This is a genomic window from Dactylosporangium salmoneum (assembly GCF_039532525.1).
GTDB classification, from domain to species: Bacteria; Actinomycetota; Actinomycetes; order Mycobacteriales; family Micromonosporaceae; genus Dactylosporangium; species Dactylosporangium salmoneum.
This window is the reverse complement of record NZ_BAAARV010000120.1, coordinates 45,864-65,800: the sequence shown is the minus strand read 5'-3', so window position 1 is coordinate 65,800 and position 19,937 is coordinate 45,864. Positions and strand designations below refer to the sequence as shown.

The following is a 19,937-nucleotide window of genomic DNA, read 5'->3' as shown; positions in this document are numbered from 1 at the left end:
CGGCGAGCGTCGCGCGGTGACCGGTCCGGGAGCGGCCGAGCACCTGGGTCGGCACGTCGGTGAAGCCGGCACGCGCGGCGATCTCCACCGCCAGGGCCGACGCGCGGTCCTTCAGCGACCCGGTCGGGTTGCGGCTCTCGTTCGTGGACGACGTCAAAGGACAAACGTCTGGATGTTTGGTCTTTGCCGACCATGCGCCGCGACGCGCTGGGTCCCCCTCCCCACCACGCCGCGGCGCGGTGCGGCTCAACGCACCGCGTTGCGCCAGATGATCTTATTCGGCGTGATGCGGATGACGACCCGGTCGTTGTCGGCGTTGATCCGGATCCAGCGGACGGTCGCCTCGTCCTCGTGGAGGTACTTGAGCAGCACCGGCCAGGACTCGTCGCGCACGGTCGGGCCGTCCACGATCTCGGCGATGCCGAACAGGGTCACGTACGTGCCGCTGAGCTGGTCGTCCACGCAGACGCTGACCCGCGGGTCGCGGCGGATGTTGCGCACCTTGAGGGTCCAGCCGGGGCTGCTGATCCGCATGACCTGGCCGTCCCAGTGGTACCAGGCGGGCGTGACCTGCGGGCTGCCGTCGGGCCGGTTGGTGGCGAGCACGGCGTTGCGCATCCGGGCCAGGAAGTCGGCCATCTGCTCGTCACCGAAGGCGAACGTGGGCGGGGCGGCGGCCGCGGTGCGAGGTACCTCGGCGATCTCGAACTGGCTCATCCGGAGCTCCCTTCGACGGGTACGGGAACGTGGCGACGGCGGGTCAGCGCGTCGGGGGCCCGGCCGAGCGGGCTGGTCGCCAGCTCCTGGCTGAAGTGGCAGGCGGCCGACTGGTCCGGCCCGACGACCCGGAGCTCCGGCCGGTCGGAGCGGCACCGCTCGGGCTGCCCGAGCTGGGTGTAGAGCCAGCACCGCGGGTGGAAGCCGCAGCCGGGCGGAGGCGTGATCGGAGACGGCAGGTCACCGGTGAGGACGATGCGTTCCCGCACCCGCTCGGTCTCCGGGTCGGCCACCGGCAGCGCCGAAACCAGCCCGCGCGTGTACGGGTGGGCACACGCGGTCAGCAGCGCACCGGCCGGTGCCTCTTCGACGATCCGGCCGAGGTACATCACCGCGATACGGTCGCTGACGTGGCGGACCACGGCCAGGTCGTGGCCCACGAACAGGTAGGTCAGGCCGAACCGTGCGCGCAGGTCGACCAGCAGGTTGAGCACCTGGGCCTGGATCGACACGTCGAGGGCGGACACCGGTTCGTCGAGGACGAGGAACGAGGGGTTCACGGCGATCGCGCGGGCGATCGCGACCCGCTGCCGCTGACCGCCGGAGAGCTGGTGCGGGTACCGCCGGGCCAGGTCGGGCCGCAGGCCGACAAGGTCGAGCAGTTCCCGGACCCGGGCCGGGCGGTCGCGGGGTGGCAGCAGGCGGTGCACCGCGAGCGGCTCGGCCAGGATCGCGCCGATGCGCTGCCGGGGGTTGAGCGAGCCGTACGGATCCTGGAACACGATCTGCGCCTCGCCCCGTAGCTGGCGTAGACCCCGGCGGGGCAGGCTCAGCACTTCCCGCTCGCCGATGCGGACCCGGCCGCTGGCCGGTACGAGGCGGAGCATTGCCTGGCCGAGCGTGCTCTTGCCGGAGCCCGACTCGCCGACCAGGCCCAGCGTCTGTCCGGCCGGGATGGTCAGGTTGACATCGTTGACGGCGGTGAGGGTGCCCGACCGTCGGCCGGGCAGACCGGCCCCGGTGCGGAACGTGACCCGCAGGTGTTCGACCTCGACCGTGGCGCTCATCGCAGCCATCCTTCGGGTTCGGTGGCGTGGCAGCGTGCGTCGTGTCCGGTGCCGCGCCGGCTCAGCGCTGGTTCGGACTGTCGGCACACCGGCCGCACGTGGCGGCAGCGGGGAGCGAAGTGGCAGCCCTCGATGGCCGTGCCGAGGTCGGGTGGGCCGCCCTCGATCGGGACCAGGCGTTCGTCGTCGGAGAGCGTCGGCAGCGCGTCGAGCAGGCCCCAGCTGTAGGGCATCTTCGGGGTGTAGAACAGGTTGTCGACGGCACCGGTCTCGACGATCTGACCGGCGTACATCACCGCGATCCGGTCGCAGATCCCGGCCGCGATTCCCAGGTTGTGGGTGATCAGCAGGACCGCGGTACCGGTCTCGCTGCTGAGCTCCTGGATCAGCTCGAGGATCTGTGCCTGGATCGTCACGTCCAGCGCGGTGGTGGGCTCGTCGGCGATGAGCAGCCGCGGCGTGCAGGAAAGCGCGATTGCGATCATGACCCGTTGTCGCATGCCGCCGCTGAGCTGGTGCGGATAGTCGTCCAGCCGCAGCCGGGGGCTCGGGATGCCGACCCGGGCCAGCAACTCGGTGGCGCGTTCGCGGGCGTTGCGGCGGCTGAGGCCGAGATGCTGGCGCAGCGGTTCGGCGACCTGCATGCCGATGGTGTACACGGGGTTGAGGCTCGTCGACGGGTCCTGGAACACGAAGCCGATCCGGTGCCCCCGGATGTCGCGCATGCCCGCCTCCGGCAGCGCGAGCAGGTTCTGTCCGTCGAAGATGATCTCGCCGCCGGTGACCCGGGCGTCGGCGGGCAGGAGGCTGGCGATACTGCGCGCGGTCATCGTCTTGCCGCAGCCGGACTCGCCGACCAGGCCGAGGGTCTGCCCGGCCTCGATGCTGAAGCTCACGTCCTGCACCGCCCGGACCGGAGCCGGGCCGGAGCCGACCTCGGTGGACAACCGGTGTACGTGCAGCAGGGCCATGTCAGTCTCCTTCCGGCCGCGATGTCGGGTCGATGAGGTCCCGCAGGCCGTCGCCGAGCAGGTTGAGGGCCAGCACCACCAGCGCGACGGCGACGCCAGGCACCACGGTCAGCCACCAGCCGAGCCGCATGTAGGCCCGGGCGTCGCTGAGCATGACGCCCCACTCGGGGGTCGGCGGGGCGGCGCCGAGGCCGAGGAACGACAGCGCGGAGCCGATGAGGATGGCCGTCGCGATGGTGGTGGTGGTGAGCACGAGCATCGGCCCGAGGATGTTCGGCAGTACGTGCCGGAGCAGGATCCGCCGGTGGGTGCAGCCCATGGCGACGGCAGCCTTGACGTACGGGCGGACCATCACGCTGAGCACGGAGGCGCGGGCGACCCGGGCGAAGACCGGCACGGTGGCGACCCCGACGGCGATGATGACGTTGGTGACGCTGCCGCCGAGGATGGCCACGATGCCGAGGGCGAGCAGCACCGCCGGGAAGGCCAGCAGGATGTCCATGAACGCGACGGCGCCGAGATCGACGGCCCGGCCGAAGTAGCCGGCCAGGCAGCCGACGGTACCGCCGACGACGAGTCCGAGGAAGACGGCGAAGAGGCCGGTGGCCAGGGTGAGGTGGCCGCCGGCCAGGATCCGGCTGAAGATGTCGCGGCCGAACTGGTCGGTCCCGAACGGGTAGGACCAACTCGGGCTCTCCAGGCGGGCCCGGGGGTTGAGGGCGGTCGGGTCGTGCGGGGTCGCGATCATGCCGATGAGGCTGGCCACGACGACCATGACGAGCAGCATCGCGCCGATGGCGAAGCTCGGGTGCCGCAGGTAGCGCTTCATGACGGCTTCCCCCCGTGCCGGATGCGCGGGTCGACCACGGTGTACAGCAGGTCGACGACGAGGTTGACGAGCACGTAGCTGACCGTCGCGAACAGGACGGTGCCCTGCACGATCGGGAAGTCGCGGTTGGTGATGCCCGACAGCAGCAGTTGCCCGATCCCGTGCCGGGTGAAGATCGTCTCGACGACGACCGCTCCCGCCAGCAGGTTGCCGATCTGCAGCCCGACGATGGTGAGCACCGGGATGACGGCGTTGCGCATGGCGTGCACGCCGATGACCCGCCGTTCCCGCATGCCCTTGCTGCGGGCGGCGACGACGTAGTCGTGGTTGAGCACCTCGAGCAGCGAGCCGCGCAGGAAGCGGGCGATGATGCAGGCCGCCCCGACGGCCAGCGTCACCGCCGGCAGGATGATCGCGCCCGGCCGGTCGGCCCCGATGGCCGGAAACCATCGCAGGTTCACCGCGAACACCAGCAGCAGGACCATGCCGAGCCAGAACGTCGGTACCGACAGGCCCAGCGTGGCCAGGCCCATCAGCGCGGTGTCCACCTTGGATCCGCGCTTGAGCGCGGACACCGTGCCGATGAGCGAGCCGAGGAGCACCGCGATGAGCATCGCGGCCAGCATGAGCAGGATCGTCTGCGGGATGTTCTGCAGCACGAGGTCGAGCACCGGCCGCTGGTAGCGGTACGAGTAGCCGAGGTCGCCCTGCAGGGCCCGCCCCATGAAGCTCAGGTACTGTACCCACAGCGGGCGGTCGAACCCGTACTGGGCTCGCAACTGCTGGCGGGTCTCCTCGCTCACCGGCACGTCGCCGACCACGGCCGTGACCGGGTCGCCCGGGGTGAGGTACAGGCTCAGGAAGACCAGTACCGACACCCCGAGCAACACGGGGACCAACAGCGCGATGCGCTGAAGGATGTACCGTGTCACGGGTTGAGCCACATATCGGCGTAGTAGGGATACGCGAGCACGTTGGTGTGCAGGTTGCCCACCTTCGAGCTGACCCCGTACAGGAAGGCGCCCTGGTACATCGGGTAGATCAGCGCCTTGTCCATGATCGTGGTCTGGAGCTCGCCGAGGATCTGGTTGCGCTTGGCGACGTCCGTCTCGACCGCCTGTTTGCTCAGCAGGTCGTCGATCTGCGTGTCCTTGATGCGCGACCAGTCGAACCCGCCGTAGTTCTTCGAGCTGTAGAAGAGCTGGATGCCGGACGCGTCGCTGTCGACCAAGCCGGTGATGCCGCCGGTACCCTCGCCCTTGCCGTTGGCGTCGGTCGCGGCGGCGGCGGCGCGGATGTCCACCGCCACGTCGAACCCGAGCGGCTTGAGCAGCCCCTGGACGCCGGTGGCGATCGGGTTGAACTGCGCTTGCGTGATGATCTTCAACGCGAGCCGGGTGCCGTTCTTGCTGCGGAAGCCGTCGCCGCCCATCGTCCAGCCGGCCCCGTCGAGCAGGCTCTCGGCCTTCGCCTTGTCGTACGCGTACCGGCCCTCCACCGACTTCGAGTAGCCGACAGTCCGCGGGGAGATCGGCCCCTCGGCCGGCGTGTAGATCCCGAACAGGGCGGTGTTGATGAGGTCGGTACGGCTGATCCCGTACTGGATCGCCTGCCGGACCGCGAGATCGTCGGTCGGGGCGCGCTCAGTGTTCAGGAACAGCGAGAGCGAGCCGCCGCTCCACGGCGCGGCCACCATGGTCAGGTCGGAGCCCTTCTTCTTGAGCAGTGAGAAGTCGGCCGCCGGCATGTTCCAGGCGAGCTGTACGTCACCGCTCTGGACGGCCGCCGACCGGGCCCCGTCGTCCGGGACAATCTTGAAGATCAGCTTGTCGAGGTACGCCTTCCCCTGGTGCAGGAACGACGGCCCCCAGGCGTAGTCGGCCGTGCGCTGCAGGGTCACGTGGTCACCGGTCACCCACTCCACGAACGACATCGGGCCGGTGCCCACCGGGTGCTGGCCGTAGCCGGTGCCGTACTTGGCGACCGCCGCCGGGGACACGATCGCCAGCCAGTGCTGACTCAGGGAGTTGAGCAGCGACGGGAAGGGCGAGGAGTACGTGAGCTCGACCGTGGCCGGGTCGACTGCGGTCACCGTCTTCAGCGGACCGAGCTTGGCCCGGGCGACCGGCGACTTGAACGAGGCGTCGAGGATCCGCTCGAAGTTGAACTTCACCGCCTCGGCGTTGAAGTCGGTGCCGTCCTGGAACTTCACGCCGGTACGCAGCTTGAAGGTCGTGGTCAGGCCGTCGGACGAGGTCGTCCAGGACGAGGCCAGCCCGCCGACGTACTCGCCGCTGGACGGGTTGAGCCATACCAGTGGGTCATAGATCTGCATGAACACTTGGTGCGCGGCCGCCTGGGCGGCGCCGGCCGGGTCAAGGCTGTCCGGCTCGGCGGAGAGCGCCACGCTCAGCGTGCCGCCGTCGACCGGCGTGCCGCCGCCCTGGTTCTCCTCGGCGGGACCTGAACCACACGCGGCGGCGGTGAGCAGGACGGCCACGCCGCCGATCACCATCCGCCGAAGTCTGAGCCACGAGGGAGCTGCCATCTCCAGAACCTCCTCGTCCGAGCCGCTGTGGGGGTCGGGTCGGCCCCAACCAGGCTCCGTGCACCGACGGAGGCGGCCCGATGTTCGATGACGAGAAGCTACTGTGAACATAAGGCGGCTTCAAGACATGATCGGGTAAATTTCGAAAATGATCGGCGTCAGCACCGCTTCCGTGGTGTTCTGTCCGGCCCGGTGCCGCGCGTGCCGAATACCCCATCCATGCAGGTCAAGCGGCCTGGTGGTACTCGTGGAGGATGCCGCCGAGACGGTCGCGTCGACGGACGTCGAGTCGGGCCAGCGTGGCCGGTTCTGTGATCGGTTCGGGCAATGGCGCGAGTGGGCGGGCGTTGGCGACGCCTCGATGGGGTCGGTGCGCGTTGTGGTGGCGTGCGTATTCGCACAGGGCGTGCAGGAGGTGGGCCCGGTTGTAGAACAGCATGCGGTCGAGCAACTCGTTGCGGCAGCTCAGCAGGTTCCGGATCTGGGGTCACGGCGTGAGCAGCGGTGGCCCCCACAGGTCATCGGCTAGCCGGAAGTCCGGCCCCCTCATGTCGGGTTCCCAGCCGGCGGACAGAGCGGCGCGGATACCCAACGCGACCATGCCCGGAGTGATAACGGCGAACTCGTTTGTATAGGCCACCAGACGGCTGGCGGGTCCCTCGGCGAGTTCGACGACGACGCCCTGCACCGGCTCCGCGCGAAGGGTTATGACCCAGCGGTAGCGACGTCCGTCGACGACGACGGTTCGGCTGCCTTTGCGCCGCAAAGCCATGGTGCCTCCATCTCGACGGCCAACATTACTGCCGGGTTCATCCGACAGGCTGTCGGTGTCGCGTGCACAGCGCCTGGCGGCCCAGACGGCGCTCGGCCGGTTCGCCTCCCCCGATGACGTGGCCCGGGCCGTCGCCTTCTACGCCGGTGACGACAGCGAACTCATCACCGGCACCACCGCGCCGGTCAACGGCGGCATGGCCATGGACTGACCCATCCTGGAAACCGTCGATGCCTCGATCGAGCGGCCGGTCCGGGTTGAGTTCCCGGGAGATCCGCCTCGACGCGCACCGGGCACCTCCGGGAAAGCACGGCGAACGGCGCGACCTTCACTGTACGTACCTCTCCCCATGCCTCGCGTCAGTCGGTGAGCCGGCGGAACCTGCTGCGGTGGAAGACCAACGGCGCGACGTCGCTACGGTGCAGCAGGCCGTGGATGGCGAGCAGCACGATGTCATGGTCGCCGGCCGGCACCTCCGCGTGCACGGTGCACTCCAGGCACAGCGGCGATCCTTCGATCACGACGGCGCCGGTGTCGGTCGCCTGCCAGGACAGGTCGGCGAATCGGTCGCCGGTGCGGGCCGCAAGCGCCCGGCAGGCGGCGTACTGGCCCTCGGCCAGGATCGACAGGCCGATCCTGGTGGCGCGCCGCAGCACCGGCCAGGTGGTCGACGTGTGTGCCATGCAGACCGAGACGAGCGGCGGGTCCAGCGACACCGACGTGAACGAACTTGCCGCCAGCCCGACCGGGACGGTGTCGCGCAGTGCCGCGACGGCCGCAACCCCGGACGGGAACGCGCCGAACGCCAGCCGCAGCTCGGCCGGGGTGAGGTCGGCCGATTCAGCGGAGCGCATCGGTCGCCACCTGCTGCATATCGTCGAACTCCTGGTTCTCGCCGGCCATCGCCCAGACGAACGCGTAGTTCGACGTACCGGCGCCGGTATGCACCGACCAGCTGGGCGAGATGACGACGTCGCGGTCGGCGAGGATCAGGTTGCGGGTGCGTTGCGGCTCGCCCATCAGGTGCACGACGCGATGCTCAGGGCCGAGCCCGTAGTACAGGTACACCTCGGTGCGCCGGCCGTGCGTGTGGCAGGGCATGGTGTTCCAGACCGAGCCCGGTTCCAGGCTGGTGATACCGAGCACGATCTGCGCGGTGGCGACGCCATCCTGGTGCAGGTACTTACGGATGGTCCGCCGGTTCGCCGTCTCGGCGGCGCCGGCCGCGGTCTCGGCGGCCTGGGCCTTCGTCACCAGTGTGGTCGGCAACGCAGTGTGCGCGGTGGCCGAGAACAGATAGTAGGTCGCGGGATTCGCGGCATCATCGCTCGCGAAGCTGACCTCACGGGTGCCCTGGCCGATGTACAGCACGTCCTGCGCGGCGAGCGCGAACTGCACGCCGTCGGCGGTCACCGTTCCGGTGCCGCCCAGGTTGGTGATCGCGAGCTCGCGACGCTGGCAGAAGTACTCGGCGTAGAGCGCATCGTCCGTACCGAGCGACAGCGGGTTGTCGAGGGGCACGACACCGCCGAGCACGATCCGGTCCTCATGGCTGTAGACGAAGCGGACTGCGCCGGGCCGGAAAAGGTCGTCGACGACGAACCGGGCGCGCAGGGCGTTGGTGTCCAGCGCGGTGATCTCGGCAGGATGAGTGGCTTCGCGGGTCTGCATGGCTCCTCTGTCGGTGTGGGTCAGGCACGGACGGTGCGGGTGAGCACCTCGGGATTGACGATGTCGGCAGGCGCGATGCCTGCGCAGACGGCGAGGACGTTGGTCATCACCCGGCGCTTCAGCTCGCTCACGGACTCTTCCGAGTACCACGCGGCGTGCGGTGTCAGCACCGCCCGGGGCTGCGTCAGGAGCGGGTGCCCGGCGGGCAACGGCTCGGGATCGACCACGTCGAGCGCGGCGCCGGCCAGCTGCCCGTTGGCGAGAGCGGCTACCAGCGCGTCGGTGTCGACGACCCCGCCGCGGCAGGTGTTCACCAGCACAGCGCCGGGCCGCATCCGGGCCAGCGCGGCGGCATCGATGAGATGGTGCGTCGCCGGCGCGAGCGGCACGTGCAGCGACACCACGTCGGCCGCGGCGAGCAGTTCGTCGAACGAGAGCTGCACGACACCGTCGAGCCGCTCGCCCGACGGGTAGCGGGGATCGTGGGCGACCACGCGGTAGCCGAGGCCGGCCGCCTTCTGTGCCGTGGTCCGGCCGATGGCGCCGAAGCCGACCACCCCGAACGTGCGCTCGCTGCTGCGATGCAGCGGCCCCGCGGCGCCGTAGTCGGGACGCCCGGCACGTACGCTTCGGTCGAGCGGCAGCACGCCGCGCTCGACCGCGAGCGCCAGCGCGACGGCGTGCTGGGCCACCTCCTCGTCGGCGTAACCTGGCACGTTGCAGACGGCGACGCCGCGGGCCGACGCGGCGTCGACGTCGACGGTGTCCACGCCGACGCCGTACCGGGAGACGGCACGAACGGTCGGCAGCGCGTCCAGCACGGTCGCGTCAATGGGTGCGTACTGCACGACCAGCCCGTCGGCGCCGGCGCCGGCCGCGACGACGTCGGCCGCGGTGCGGCACCGCGCGAGTACCAGTTCGGCACCGTGTTCCGCGGCGAGCTGCTCTTCGATTTCGACCGTGGCGTGGTCGCAGTCGGTGATCACGATCCGCATGCTGCGGCGCGCTCCTATCTCACGTATGGTCCGGCCCGGATCGCGGGTGGTGCTGTCGTGGACTTCCCGCGATCCGGGCCGGGGTGATCAGCTGGCCTTGAACTTGTTGATGGTGTTGTTGACCATCACCTGGTTGTCGGTCCACCACTGGTTGTTGCGCGGGGTGGTGTCCTTCATGTTGTCGCCGGCCGGTAGGAACCGCAGCAGGGTCTGGTCGGTGATGCTCGACGGGTCGAAGTGCTTCAGCCCGGTCGGCACCGGCGAGGCGGCCGCTTCGCTGTAGACGGCCTGTCCCTTGGTGTCGGTGATGATCCACTTGAGCAGGTACTGCGCGGCGTTCGCGTTCGGCGCGCCTTTCGGGATGCCGAAGGAGGAGCTGGCCCAGCCGGCCTGGTTCCAGGTGAAGCTTGCCGGGTACTTGTCCGCCACGATCATCGTCTTCGCCATGCCGTTGGCGATGATGCCGATCGCGCAGGACCCGTTCTCGAAGTTCTGCACCTCGAGGGTCGGCGAGGCATTCCACACGATGTCGTTCTTGATGGTGCCCAGCTTCTTGATCGCCCGGTCCATGTCGATCGGGTACAGCTGATTCGGCGCCACGCCATCGGCGATGAGTGCACTCTCGAGGACCCAGCCGACGCGTACGTCGCTCATGAAGCAGCGCTTGCCGGGGAACTTCTGGGTGTCGTAGAGGTCGGCCATCGAGCTCGGCTGCGGCCCGGAGGCCGGGTAGTTCTTGAGGCTCCAGGTCAGGTTCATGCCGTACGTGCCGTACTGGATGCTGTACTCGTCGTAGGTGCCCGGCTGCAGCTGATCCACCGGCACGATCGACGTGTCGATCTTCTGCAGCAACTTCGCCTGGTCGACCGCGGGCAGGAACGGCGTCTGCGCCAGGCTCCAGGGCACCTGGCCCGCCTGCACCGCCGCCTGCAGTTTCGCGATCGTGCCACCGAAGTCGATGGTCACCGGCACGCCGGTCTCGTTGGTGAAGTTCTTCCACAGGCCGTCGGCGAGTGCCTTCGAGGCGGACCCGCCGCTCAGGTCGAAGTACGCGATCTCTCCGTGCGGCCCGCCGGCGGTGGACGGCCCGCCGTTATTTCCATCGCTCGACGAGGAGCACGCCGAGGCGATGAGGGTCATGGCGAGAAGCGCTGCGACTGGCGGCCATCGACGTAACAGACGTCTCTTCATGGCTTCTCCTGCTCTGATCGGGGTGTCGGGTGGGGGTGTTCGGACCAGGGGGTGTTGGTCACTGCGTGGCTTACGGCGCCGACTCGCGCGAGCGCACGACGCTCGCCGTGCCGGCCCGGACGAAGACCGAGACCTCCTCGCCCACTGCTGGAAGGCGGCCACCGGCATCCACGTCCGCGGTCAATGAGCCCTGCTGCCAGCTCAACTTGAGCCGGAACGCCTGTCCGAGGAAGTAGGCGTCGTCCACGACAGCGTTGGCGAGGTAGTGCTGCTCGTGGTCGCCCGGCGAGGTGGAGCCGATCGCCCGGACGCTCAGGTGTTCCGGGCGGATGACGCAGGTGGCGGTGGCCGAGACGGCGATGTCCGTCTCGTCCCGGCAGGGCAGCCGGCTGCCACCGATGTCGATCACGGTCGCGGCCGGGCCGCGCTCGAGGACGCAGCCCGCGACCAGGTTGACGTCGCCCAGGAATCCGGCGACGAACAGATCGCCCGGCTGCTGGTACAGCTCGATCGGCGCGCCGAGTTGGGTGAGCAGGCCGTCGCGCATGATGCCGATCCGGTCGGAGAGCACATAGGCCTCCTCCTGGTCGTGCGTCACGTAGATGGCCGTCGTGCCGGTCTCGCGCTGGATGCGGCGCAGCTCGCGGCCGAGTTCCTGCCGCAGCCGCCGGTCGAGCGCGCCGAGCGGCTCGTCCAGCAGCAGTACCGTCGGCCGGTGGACGAGCGACCGGGCGAGCGCGACCCGCTGCTGCTGGCCGCCGCTGAGCTGGCTGGGATAGCGCTTGTCCATCCCGGTCAGGCCGACGATGTCGAGCATCTCGGCGATCAGCTCCCGGCGCCGGGCGGTCGGGATCTTGCGGACCTTCAGCGGGTACTCGATGTTCTGCCGCACGGTCAGATGCGGAAACAGCGCGTAGTTCTGGAAGACGAAGCCGAGATCGCGCTTCTGCGGCGGCAGCTTCGTCACGTCCGCGCCGTCGATGACCACCCGTCCGGCACTCGGCTCGATCAGCCCGGCGATGACGCGCAACAGGGTGGTCTTGCCCGACCCGCTCGGTCCGAGCAGGGTGAGGAACTCGCCGGGATCGATGGTGAGATCGAGCCCGCGCAGCACGGTCGTGGCGTCGAACCCGCAGCTGACGCCGTCGATCCGGACGCTGCCGCGGGCGCCCTCGGCGCTCGGCGCCGCCGCCGCGGTGCGGGTTGGCTTCATCACGGAATGCACGGGATCTCCTTCAGGACGCATGTTGTCGCCGATCGGGCTTTACGCCGGACCGCGCCGGGCACCCACCCGGCCGACGACGAGGGAGACGACCAACCCGACGATCACCAGGAGCACGAGCATGCTCGAGATCGCCGGCACCGCCGGCACGACACCGGAATCGAGGTAGGAGTAGATGACGACGGGTAGCGTCTTGGACAGCCCGTTCTGGAACTGCGCGATGACCACGTCGTCCCACGACACCATGAACGCGGCTACACCGGCGCTCACGATGCTGCCGAGCTTCGAGCGGACGACGACCAGCCAGAAGGTGCGGGTGCGCGACGAGCCCATCGTCCAGGCCGCCTGCTCGAGCGTGATGTCGCTCTGGGCCAGCGCACTGTTGATGATCGAGAAGGCGAGCGGGAACGCGATCACGGTGTGCGCCATGATCAGTCCGACGTTCGAGCCGATCAGGTGGAGGCGGATCTCCACGTCGTAGAGGCCGATCGCCAGCAGGATGTGCGGCGTGATGACGGGCGCGAAGGCGATCGCCAGGATGATCGCGCGCACTGCCCGATTGCGGATGCGCTGCACCGTGCGGGCCAGGCTCAGCGCGAGCGCGACCGACAGCACGGCCGTCGAGATGCCCACGATCACGCTCTTGGTGAAGGCCGGGATCCACACGCCGGCGGTGAACACCTGACTGAACCAGGTGAGCGTGAAGCCGCGTGGCGGGAAGACCACCTGCTGCCCGGTGCCGATCGAGAGCGGGAAGACCACCAGCACCGGCGCAAGCAGCAGTACGAACACGATGACGAGCACGACCCGGCTGCTCCACACGGCGGGCGTGCCACGCAGCGGCTCGCGGTTGCTCGTGCCCTTGGCCACCGTGGTGGGCACCCCGACGGTCGCGCCGCCGGTCAGTCGTAGCGTCAGGCCGTAGCCGATCATCGTGATGATCAGCAGCACGATGCCCATCGCGCTGGCCTGCCCCCACTGGAACAGTTCGATCTGCTGCTGGATGAACACGCTCATCGTCTGGTCGCGGGGCCCGCCGAGCACCGACGGCACCAGGAAGAAGCTGAGCGACAGCACCATCGTGAAGAGCATCCCGCTGATCACGGTCGGCCTGGCCTGCGGCAGGTAGACGGTGAAGAATGCTCTGGTCGGCGAGGCGCCGAGCGTGTGCGCCGCGAGCGTCAGGTTGGTGTCGATCCGCGACAATCCCGCGTAGAGAATCAGAATCATGACCGGTAGCTGGTAGACGGTCATGCCGATCACCGTCGCGGTCGTGTTGAACAGCAGCGGGAACTTGCCGAGGCCGATGGCGTCGGTGAACGAGTTGACAACGCCGTCAGGGCTGAGCAGCACCGTCAACGAGAAGAGTCGCACCACGGTGGGCACGAAGAACGGCACCAGGATGCCGAGCAGCAGCAGCGACGCCCTGCGCGGCTGCATCCGCGACAACAGGTACGCCACCGGGAACCCGAGCACGGTCGTGATCAGCGTGGTGTACAGCGCGAGCCGCAGCGTGCGCAGCTCGATGATGCGCAGCAGGCTGTCGGTGCCGATCTGCGTGAAGTTCGTGAAGCCGAAGTTCGGGTGCGTGTAGGAGACCTCGCCGAGTGGGTCGAAGCTGCGCAGCAGGATGTCGACCAGCGGCCAGAACAGGAAGATGCCGTACAGCGCGAGTAGCGGCAGCACCACCGCGACGCCGACCGACGCCGAGACCCACCTGCTGCGCGTACCCGCGGCCGCCGCCTCATGCTCCGGCTCGGCGGGGGCGAGCCGGGCGGCGGGTGTCACTGACGTACTCATCGCCACCTACCTCTCCGCCATGTACGCGATGCGCCCGCTCTGGTCGGCAGCCGCCGCCAGCTGCTCGGGCGTGAGCAGTGCCGGCGTGCCGAGCGCGCACGCGCGCCAGTACACCTCGCACAGCCACTCGAGCAGCTGCGCGAACTCGGCGGCCTGCTCGACCGAATCGCCGGTGACGACGGCGCCGTGGTTGCGCATCAACACCGCCCGGGCTCCCCCGGCCAATCCCGTCGCCACCGCATCCGCCAGCTCCGGCGAGCCGAACGTGTGGTAGCCGACGACGCCGACCGGTCCACCGAGCCGGTGCACCGAGTAGTGCACCGGCGGCAGCGTCTCGACCACCGTCGAGACCGCGGTGCAGAAGGCGCCGTGCGTGTGCACGACGGCGCGGGCGTCGGTGACCCGGTAGACGCCGAGGTGCAGCTGGGTCTCCGACGACGGGCGGGCGCCGGCCCGCAATTCCTGGTCCGGCAGCCCGCTGGTGAGCACCCCCTGCGCGTCGACGACGCAGAGATCGGCCGCCGACGCGCTGCCGAACCGCAGGCCGGAACGGGTGATCAACGTCCGCTCGGAGTCGAGGCGCATGCTGACGTTGCCCGCGCCGGCAACGGCGAGCCCGTCGCGCTCGAGCAGCGCGAGCTGGCGCACCATCCGGTCCGCTGTGTTCCACGCCGACGCCATGCGCTCAGCCCGTCAGCAATCCGCGCCCGGCGACCGGCTGGCCGGCGAGCGTCGCGTAGGCGGCATCGGTGCGCTGCAGGATCTCCTCGATCACCGCTGGCGTGTGCGCGGCATTGAGGAACCAGTTGTGGTGCGGGTGCACGTACACCCCGTTGCTGATCGCCGCGGAAGCCCAGGCGTTGCCGAGCGCGAAGTCTTCATCGGCGACGAAGGTCAGCAACGGCATCTGGACCGGTCCGGTGTACCGCACCTGGAAGCCGTAGGCCTCCGCCTGAGCCAGCAGACCGGTGCGCAACTGCTCGCCGGCGGCCCGCAGGTTCGACTCGAACGCGGCGGTGTTCACGACGCCCAGCGTGGCGAGCGACGCCGCCATGCTCACCGCGGAGAACCAGAACGACCCGGTGGTGTACACGCGTCCGGCGGCGTCACGCAGGTCAGTGCGACCGAGCACGGCGCTGAGCGCATAGCCGTTGGCGATCGCCTTCGACCAGGCACTCAGGTCCGGCCGCACCCCGAACGACTCCCAGCTGCCGCGCACGTCGAGGCGAAAGCCGGTGCGGACCTCGTCCAGCACCAGCAGTGCCCCGATCCGGTCGCACGTCTCGCGCAGCGCCCGTGCGAACTGCGGCTCGGCCAGCTCCTGCTCGCGTCGCACGTCATGCCGCACCGGGCAGGCGATGACAGCGGCGACCCGATCCTCGATACCCGCGATGGCCGCATGCAGCGAGTCGATGTCGTTGTACTCGAAGTACACGAGATTCTGCCGGTCGGCGGCGGTGACGCCCGCCGGGTAGGGCGTGCACCACGGCGCGGCGCCGTGGTAGGCGCCCCGCGCGATCACGACGATCTCGCGACCGGTGTGCGCTCGTGCGATCGTGCAGCACAGCGTGGTCGCATCGGTGCCGTTCTTCGCGAACATCGCCCAGTCGGCATAGGGCACCAGGTCGACGAATGCCTCGGCCAGTTCCACCATGCGCGGCGACGTCCCGTCGAAGCAGTCGCCGGCCCCGGCCTGCGTGCGCACCGCCTCCTCCACCGCCGGGTACCGGTGGCCGAGCACGATCGGGCCCCAACTGGACATCAAGTCCAGGTACTCGCGGCCGTCGACGTCCCACATCCGGGCGCCGTCGGCACGCTCGATGAACTGCGGATAGCCCTCCGGCAGCACCTGAGCTGCCATGTGGCCGTACATGCCGTTGGGAATGACCTTGCGAGCACGGCGTCTCAGGTCGCGATCCCGGGGTGCCAACTGATCGATGATCGCCACGGCGCTTTGGTCCCTTCCCGCTGGACATACGTGGACTTTGGTGCGACGGAAGCAGGCAGGCGACGGTGCGCGAAGCGGCTTCAACGTGCGAGGTGCCTATTGTTACTCGCTTGTGCGAGATAAGTAAAGGTCTCCCCGACCGCCTTCTGTAGCTCCCGAACGATCGCGCCACCCTTCAGCAATTGCGTGTGGTCCTGCGGTCATCTCACCAACGGCGACGGGGGTAGCCGCACTTCCGAGACTCGATCGTTACGTTGATTTATTCCGAACAGCTGTCTACGATCCCGGCGTAGGCAGCCGCCGCGGCGATGCGCCGCCCGCCGAAAGGATGACGCCATGACTGGCCGCCTCGAGATTCTCAGTTCCATCACCCGCTTCGCGCCGCAGCGCAGTGACGACGGTCCCTCGGCCCTGATCGAGGCAGCCCAGGCAGCCGAGCGCGCCGGCATCGACAATCTGCTGATCGGCTACTCGTCGCAGATTCCCGACGGGTGGTCACTGGCCGGCTACGCGCTCGCGCACACCTCGTCGATCCGGGTGTTGCTGGCGCACCGTCCGGGCGTCATGGTGCCGACCGTCGCGGCGCGGATGGCCGCGACGCTCGACGTGCTGTCGGGTGGCCGGTTCACGCTGAACGTCATCACCGGCGGCTCCCCCGACGACCAGCTCCGCGAGGGCGACCTCGTCGCGCACGACGACCGGTACCGGCGCAGTATCGAGTACGTCGACATCATGCGACGCGTCTGGTCGGCCGGCGAACCGCTCGACATCGACGGCGAGTTCTACCGGTTCCGCGACACCTCGCAGCGGCTCAAGCCGGTGCAGGCAGGCGGACCGACCATCTACATGGGCGGCGCCAGCAGCGGCGCGGCGGACTTCGCGGCCCGGCAGGCCGACGTGTACATGTCGTGGGCCGAGCCGGTCGCGATGGTCAAGGCGCGGTTCGACGAGGTCCGCGCCCGCTGCGCAGAGCTGGGCCGGCCGGTGCCCCGGTTCTCGGTGAGCCTGCGGCTGATCCTCGGGGACACCGAGGATGCCGCGTGGTCGGCGGCGAACGCGATGCTGCCGCCGGACTTCGAAGAGACCCGCCGCCGGGACCGGCACGCCGAGGACGTCGGGCGTAACCGGCAGCTCGGCCTGGTCGAGGAGTCGCTGGTCCACGACGAGCGGCTCTGGCTCGGCCTCTCCGCCGCGACACACGGCCAGGGCGGCATGGGCGCGCTGGTCGGCACGCCCGAGCAGGTCAAGGACGCCTTGCTGCGCTACGTGTCCGAGGCCGGCGCCGACGCGCTGCTGATCACGGCGGCCGACGGATACTTCGGCGAGCTCCCGGACGGCTTCGTCGACGCGCTGCGCACCGAGGGCGACAAGATCGTCGCCGGCCGCTGATCGCCGATCGCCGTGGATCCGCGCCCGCCGGCCTCGCTGACGGATGTCAGCGAGGCCGGCCGGGCCGGGGCACGCCGTTCGCCCAATTGCTGCATGAGGAGCGCTGTGTGGATCGGCCCGTAATTTCAAGCAACGACACGGCCGAGAAGACCCGCAGCGCAGTCGCCGTCGGCACGCTGGCGATGTGCGGCACAGCCGTATCGCTGCAGCAGACGCTGGTGCTGCCGGTGCTACCGGACTTCCCGCGGCTGCTGCACACCACGCCCGACAACGCGTCCTGGCTGATCACCGCAACGCTGCTGGCGGGGGCCGTCGCCACACCGACGCTGTCGCGGCTCGCCGACATGTACGGCAAGAAGCGCATGATGCTGGTGGCACTGGCCGTCATGATCGCCGGTTCCGCGCTCGGTGCCTTCAGTCAGACCCTGCCGCTCATCATCGCCTCCCGTGCCCTGCAGGGCGTCGGCGTCGCGCTCGTCCCGATCGGGATCGCGATCATGCGCGACGAGCTTCCGCCACGACGACTCCCCCTTGGCGTGTCGCTGATGAGCGGCACCCTCGCCATCGGCGCCGGGGCCGGGCTGCCGCTGGCCGGGCTGATCGTCGAGCACATGAACTGGCACGCAGTGTTCTGGGTCAGCGTCGCCGCGGGCGCCGTGCTGTTCGCGGCGGTGGCGCTGGTCGTCTCCGAATCCCCCATGCGTACCCGCGGATCGTTCGACTTCCCGGGCGCCCTGTTGCTCTCCGCCGCGGTGACGGCATTGCTGCTCGCCCTGTCCAAGGGCTCCCACTGGGGCTGGCTGTCGTATCAGACCATCGCGCTCGTCGTGCTGGGCCTGGTCCTGGTGGCGGTCTGGCTGCCCCTCGAACGGCGGGTGCACAACCCGCTCGTCGACGTGCGGGTCGCCGCGCGGCAGGCGGTACTCCTGGTCAACATCGCCTCAGTCCTGACGGGGTTCGCGATGTTCGCCAACATGCTCACCACCACCCAGCTGCTACAGCAACCGGTGCGAACCGGATACGGCCTGGGCCTGGACACCCTGCACACCGGGCTGTGGATGGCGCCGATCTCGCTGGTCTTCGGCACGATGGCGCCCGTGTCGGCGTCGATCACGCGCCGCTTCGGCCCGCAAACGACCCTGCTGGCCGGGGCCATGACCATGGCCGCCTTCTACTCCTCCCGCGTCTTCTTCAGCCATGGGCTCTGGCAGATCGTCGCCGGCTCGATGCTCGTCGCGGTCGGCACGTCGATGACCTTCGCCGCGATGCCGAGCCTGATCATGCGCTCCGTCCCGGCGACCGAGACCGCGTCCGCGAACGGGCTCAACACGCTGCTGCGCTCCGTCGGCACATCGACCTCGAGCGCCGCCCTGGCCGCGGTCACCACGACGGTGGTGGTCGACGTCGACGGTGACGCGCTGCCCAGCTTCGGCGCGATCGCCACCATGTTCTGGGTCGCCGCCGGCGCGTCGCTCGTCTCCGCGCTGCTTACGCTGCCGCTGTTCCGGACGAGGAGGCACGACCTCGGAGAGCCGCCGTCGGCGACGACCGAGGCGCGAGCCGTCACGGTCCGGGGCGCCGAGCGCGTGGTCGACGTGCGACTTCGGACCAGCCGCGACAACGGGTCGGCCCGCCCCACCCCGACGCGGGACTCGTCGTCGGGGCGCTGACCGGGCTCGCCGCAGGTCGGGTAGCCCGGCGGGGCTGGGCACCTAGGTCGTCAGTGCGCGCACCGCGGCTGCCGTGCCGGACCGGGCCAGGACCCGCAGCAGGTCGCCGGTGCGCTCCTGGAACGCCGAGTCGGCCGCGAGCACCGCACCGAACAGCTCGTCCTCGCCGAGCAGTGCACGGACCAGCTCGCGTTCGTCGGGATGCCGGCGGCCGCGCTCGATGAGGGCGGCTGCCCGAGGATCGGCCGGCGGGTCGCCGGCGAGCGCCTCCGGCCGGCACAGGCAGCGCAGGTACGCCGCGGTGAGCAGGCACAGCGCGCTGGGCAGCGCGGACCGTCGTGCGTACCACGACGCGGTGTCGACGACTCGTTGCCGTAGCTTCAGCGAACCGTCGGTGCCGACCTGATCGGTGCGGTGCCCGAGCGCGGCGTTGCCGAACCGGCTCGCGAGCGCGGCGCGGTAGGCCTGCGGGTCGAAGCCGTCCGGCGCGGGCAGCGTGGGCTGGTACTCGTCGCCGATGGCGTCGACGGCGGCGCGGACCACCGGGTCGGCGAACGCCTCGGCGATCAGCGTGTGGCCGCGCAGCAGCCCGAGGTAGGCGAGCATGCTGTTGCTGCCGTTGACCAGCCGGACCTTGATCGTCTCCCAGTCGTGTACGGCGGTGGTCACCAGTGCCCCCGCTTCGTGCCACGGCGGCCGGTCGGCCGTGAACGAGTCGTCCAGGACCCACTGCCGGAACGGTTCGGCGGGCACCGGCACCTGGTCGGCGTAGCCGGCCCGGCGGGCCAGTTCGCGGTGCCGGTCGGTCGTGGCGGGCACGATACGATCGACCATCGTCGCCGGGAAGGCGACCCGCGCGTCCAGGTAGTCGGCGAGCGCGGAATCCTCGGTACGAGCGGCGATCCGGCGCATCACGCCGGAGAGCACCTGCCCGTTGTCGGTGAGGTTGTCGCAGCTGACGACGCTGATCGGTAGGCCGCCTGCGCCCGCCCGCCGGGACAGACCGGCGGCCAGCAGCCCGAGCAGCGAACGATCACCGGGCCGGTCATCGTGATAACCGGCCTCGGTGATCGTCAGCGTCACCACCGTGACCTCCGGCGACGCGATCGCGTCGACCACGCCGGCCGGATCGTCGGCGGGGAGCATC

20 protein-coding genes are annotated in these 19,937 nt (G+C 69.8%); 3 read left to right on the top strand and 17 right to left on the bottom strand.

The genetic code is table 11. From position 1 onward, the window contains the following. Positions 1 to 246: 246 nt before the first annotated feature. The 8 genes from ABD352_RS51280 to ABD352_RS51245 all read right to left on the bottom strand — a co-directional run bounded on the left by ABD352_RS51280 (position 247) and on the right by ABD352_RS51245 (position 6,904). Complete coding sequence (locus ABD352_RS51280) at positions 247 to 717, bottom strand: PPOX class F420-dependent oxidoreductase (protein WP_344619960.1); 471 nt, start codon at positions 715 to 717, stop codon at positions 247 to 249. After that, the gene (locus ABD352_RS51275) at positions 714 to 1,784 is read right to left on the bottom strand and encodes an ABC transporter ATP-binding protein (RefSeq protein WP_344619959.1); all 1,071 of its coding nucleotides are present in this window, start codon (positions 1,782 to 1,784) and stop codon (positions 714 to 716) included. The genes ABD352_RS51280 and ABD352_RS51275 overlap by 4 nt, the downstream gene beginning before the upstream one ends. Then, entirely contained in the window at positions 1,781 to 2,755 is a 975-nt protein-coding gene (locus ABD352_RS51270) for an ABC transporter ATP-binding protein (RefSeq protein ID WP_344619958.1), read from the bottom strand. The genes ABD352_RS51275 and ABD352_RS51270 overlap by 4 nt, the downstream gene beginning before the upstream one ends. 1 nt (position 2,756) lies before the next feature. Beyond that, positions 2,757 to 3,584, bottom strand: coding sequence for an ABC transporter permease (locus ABD352_RS51265; RefSeq protein WP_344619957.1), 828 nt, complete (start codon positions 3,582 to 3,584; stop codon positions 2,757 to 2,759). Then, a complete protein-coding gene (locus ABD352_RS51260) occupies positions 3,581 to 4,516 on the bottom strand; it encodes an ABC transporter permease (protein ID WP_344619956.1) in 936 nt (311 codons plus the stop codon). The genes ABD352_RS51265 and ABD352_RS51260 overlap by 4 nt, the downstream gene beginning before the upstream one ends. After that, positions 4,513 to 6,132: an ABC transporter substrate-binding protein gene (locus ABD352_RS51255; protein WP_344619955.1), complete on the bottom strand. Its 1,620-nt coding sequence runs from the start codon at positions 6,130 to 6,132 to the stop codon at positions 4,513 to 4,515. The genes ABD352_RS51260 and ABD352_RS51255 overlap by 4 nt, the downstream gene beginning before the upstream one ends. 226 nt (positions 6,133 to 6,358) lie before the next feature. Next, positions 6,359 to 6,571, bottom strand: coding sequence for an integrase (locus ABD352_RS51250; RefSeq protein ID WP_344619954.1), 213 nt, complete (start codon positions 6,569 to 6,571; stop codon positions 6,359 to 6,361). A gap of 48 nt (positions 6,572 to 6,619) precedes the next feature. Then, on the bottom strand, positions 6,620 to 6,904 hold the full coding sequence (locus ABD352_RS51245) for a hypothetical protein (RefSeq protein ID WP_344619953.1): 285 nt from the start codon (positions 6,902 to 6,904) through the stop codon (positions 6,620 to 6,622). A gap of 55 nt (positions 6,905 to 6,959) precedes the next feature. Here ABD352_RS51245 and ABD352_RS51240 point away from each other — a divergent pair, with 55 nt between their 5' ends. Continuing rightward, positions 6,960 to 7,115, top strand: a complete 156-nt coding sequence (locus tag ABD352_RS51240; protein ID WP_344619952.1) for an SDR family oxidoreductase — start codon at positions 6,960 to 6,962, stop codon at positions 7,113 to 7,115. Positions 7,116 to 7,263: 148 nt separating this feature from the next. On the opposite strand, the gene ABD352_RS51235 is transcribed toward ABD352_RS51240, so the two are convergent. From ABD352_RS51235 to ABD352_RS51200, 8 genes are all read right to left on the bottom strand, one after another. Next, positions 7,264 to 7,758 (bottom strand): flavin reductase family protein, encoded by a 495-nt coding sequence (locus ABD352_RS51235; RefSeq protein ID WP_344619951.1) that lies wholly within the window; start codon positions 7,756 to 7,758, stop codon positions 7,264 to 7,266. Next, positions 7,745 to 8,575 carry a 5-dehydro-4-deoxy-D-glucuronate isomerase gene (gene kduI, locus ABD352_RS51230; protein WP_344619950.1) on the bottom strand — a complete coding sequence of 277 codons (831 nt, stop codon included), beginning with the start codon at positions 8,573 to 8,575 and terminating at the stop codon, positions 7,745 to 7,747. Before kduI ends, ABD352_RS51235 begins: the two co-directional genes overlap by 14 nt. Before the next feature lie 20 nt (positions 8,576 to 8,595). Continuing rightward, positions 8,596 to 9,570: a C-terminal binding protein gene (locus ABD352_RS51225; RefSeq protein WP_344619949.1), complete on the bottom strand. Its 975-nt coding sequence runs from the start codon at positions 9,568 to 9,570 to the stop codon at positions 8,596 to 8,598. 87 nt (positions 9,571 to 9,657) lie between these two features. After that, positions 9,658 to 10,710, bottom strand: coding sequence for an extracellular solute-binding protein (locus ABD352_RS51220; protein WP_344619948.1), 1,053 nt, complete (start codon positions 10,708 to 10,710; stop codon positions 9,658 to 9,660). Positions 10,711 to 10,831: 121 nt separating this feature from the next. After that, entirely contained in the window at positions 10,832 to 11,986 is a 1,155-nt protein-coding gene (locus ABD352_RS51215) for an ABC transporter ATP-binding protein (RefSeq protein WP_344619947.1), read from the bottom strand. 39 nt (positions 11,987 to 12,025) lie between these two features. Next, complete coding sequence (locus ABD352_RS51210) at positions 12,026 to 13,783, bottom strand: ABC transporter permease subunit (protein ID WP_344619946.1); 1,758 nt, start codon at positions 13,781 to 13,783, stop codon at positions 12,026 to 12,028. Between the two features lie 6 nt (positions 13,784 to 13,789). Beyond that, complete coding sequence (locus tag ABD352_RS51205; RefSeq protein ID WP_344619945.1) at positions 13,790 to 14,434, bottom strand: class II aldolase/adducin family protein; 645 nt, start codon at positions 14,432 to 14,434, stop codon at positions 13,790 to 13,792. 34 nt (positions 14,435 to 14,468) lie between these two features. Next, on the bottom strand, positions 14,469 to 15,815 hold the full coding sequence (locus tag ABD352_RS51200; protein ID WP_344619944.1) for an aminotransferase class III-fold pyridoxal phosphate-dependent enzyme: 1,347 nt from the start codon (positions 15,813 to 15,815) through the stop codon (positions 14,469 to 14,471). Positions 15,816 to 16,067: 252 nt separating this feature from the next. On the opposite strand from ABD352_RS51200, the gene ABD352_RS51195 reads away from it, so the two are divergent. Both ABD352_RS51195 and ABD352_RS51190 read left to right on the top strand, forming a co-directional pair. Next, positions 16,068 to 17,120: an LLM class flavin-dependent oxidoreductase gene (locus tag ABD352_RS51195; protein WP_344619943.1), complete on the top strand. Its 1,053-nt coding sequence runs from the start codon at positions 16,068 to 16,070 to the stop codon at positions 17,118 to 17,120. 107 nt (positions 17,121 to 17,227) lie between these two features. Beyond that, complete coding sequence (locus tag ABD352_RS51190; protein WP_344619942.1) at positions 17,228 to 18,790, top strand: MFS transporter; 1,563 nt, start codon at positions 17,228 to 17,230, stop codon at positions 18,788 to 18,790. Positions 18,791 to 18,832: 42 nt separating this feature from the next. Here the strand turns inward: ABD352_RS51190 and ABD352_RS51185 are convergent. Continuing rightward, positions 18,833 to 19,937: mannitol dehydrogenase family protein (locus ABD352_RS51185; protein WP_344619941.1), on the bottom strand; the 1,105-nt coding region annotated here is incomplete at its 5' end.

Excerpts from the sequence above, each read along its gene's own strand:
- ABD352_RS51225 (WP_344619949.1), bottom strand. The coding sequence starts at position 9,570 with ATGCGGATCGTGATCACCGACTGCGACCACGCCACGGTCGAAATCGAA.
- ABD352_RS51210 (WP_344619946.1), bottom strand. The coding sequence starts at position 13,783 with ATGAGTACGTCAGTGACACCCGCCGCCCGGCTCGCCCCCGCCGAGCCG.
- ABD352_RS51275 (WP_344619959.1), bottom strand. The coding sequence starts at position 1,784 with ATGAGCGCCACGGTCGAGGTCGAACACCTGCGGGTCACGTTCCGCACC.
- ABD352_RS51205 (WP_344619945.1), bottom strand. The coding sequence starts at position 14,434 with ATGGTGCGCCAGCTCGCGCTGCTCGAGCGCGACGGGCTCGCCGTTGCC.
- ABD352_RS51255 (WP_344619955.1), bottom strand. The coding sequence starts at position 6,132 with ATGGCAGCTCCCTCGTGGCTCAGACTTCGGCGGATGGTGATCGGCGGC.
- kduI (WP_344619950.1), bottom strand. The coding sequence starts at position 8,575 with ATGCAGACCCGCGAAGCCACTCATCCTGCCGAGATCACCGCGCTGGAC.
- ABD352_RS51280 (WP_344619960.1), bottom strand. The coding sequence starts at position 717 with ATGAGCCAGTTCGAGATCGCCGAGGTACCTCGCACCGCGGCCGCCGCC.
- ABD352_RS51265 (WP_344619957.1), bottom strand. The coding sequence starts at position 3,584 with ATGAAGCGCTACCTGCGGCACCCGAGCTTCGCCATCGGCGCGATGCTG.
- ABD352_RS51235 (WP_344619951.1), bottom strand. The coding sequence starts at position 7,758 with ATGCGCTCCGCTGAATCGGCCGACCTCACCCCGGCCGAGCTGCGGCTG.
- ABD352_RS51245 (WP_344619953.1), bottom strand. The coding sequence starts at position 6,904 with ATGGCTTTGCGGCGCAAAGGCAGCCGAACCGTCGTCGTCGACGGACGT.
- ABD352_RS51195 (WP_344619943.1), top strand. The coding sequence starts at position 16,068 with ATGACTGGCCGCCTCGAGATTCTCAGTTCCATCACCCGCTTCGCGCCG.
- ABD352_RS51220 (WP_344619948.1), bottom strand. The coding sequence starts at position 10,710 with ATGACCCTCATCGCCTCGGCGTGCTCCTCGTCGAGCGATGGAAATAAC.
- ABD352_RS51250 (WP_344619954.1), bottom strand. The coding sequence starts at position 6,571 with ATGCTGTTCTACAACCGGGCCCACCTCCTGCACGCCCTGTGCGAATAC.
- ABD352_RS51270 (WP_344619958.1), bottom strand. The coding sequence starts at position 2,755 with ATGGCCCTGCTGCACGTACACCGGTTGTCCACCGAGGTCGGCTCCGGC.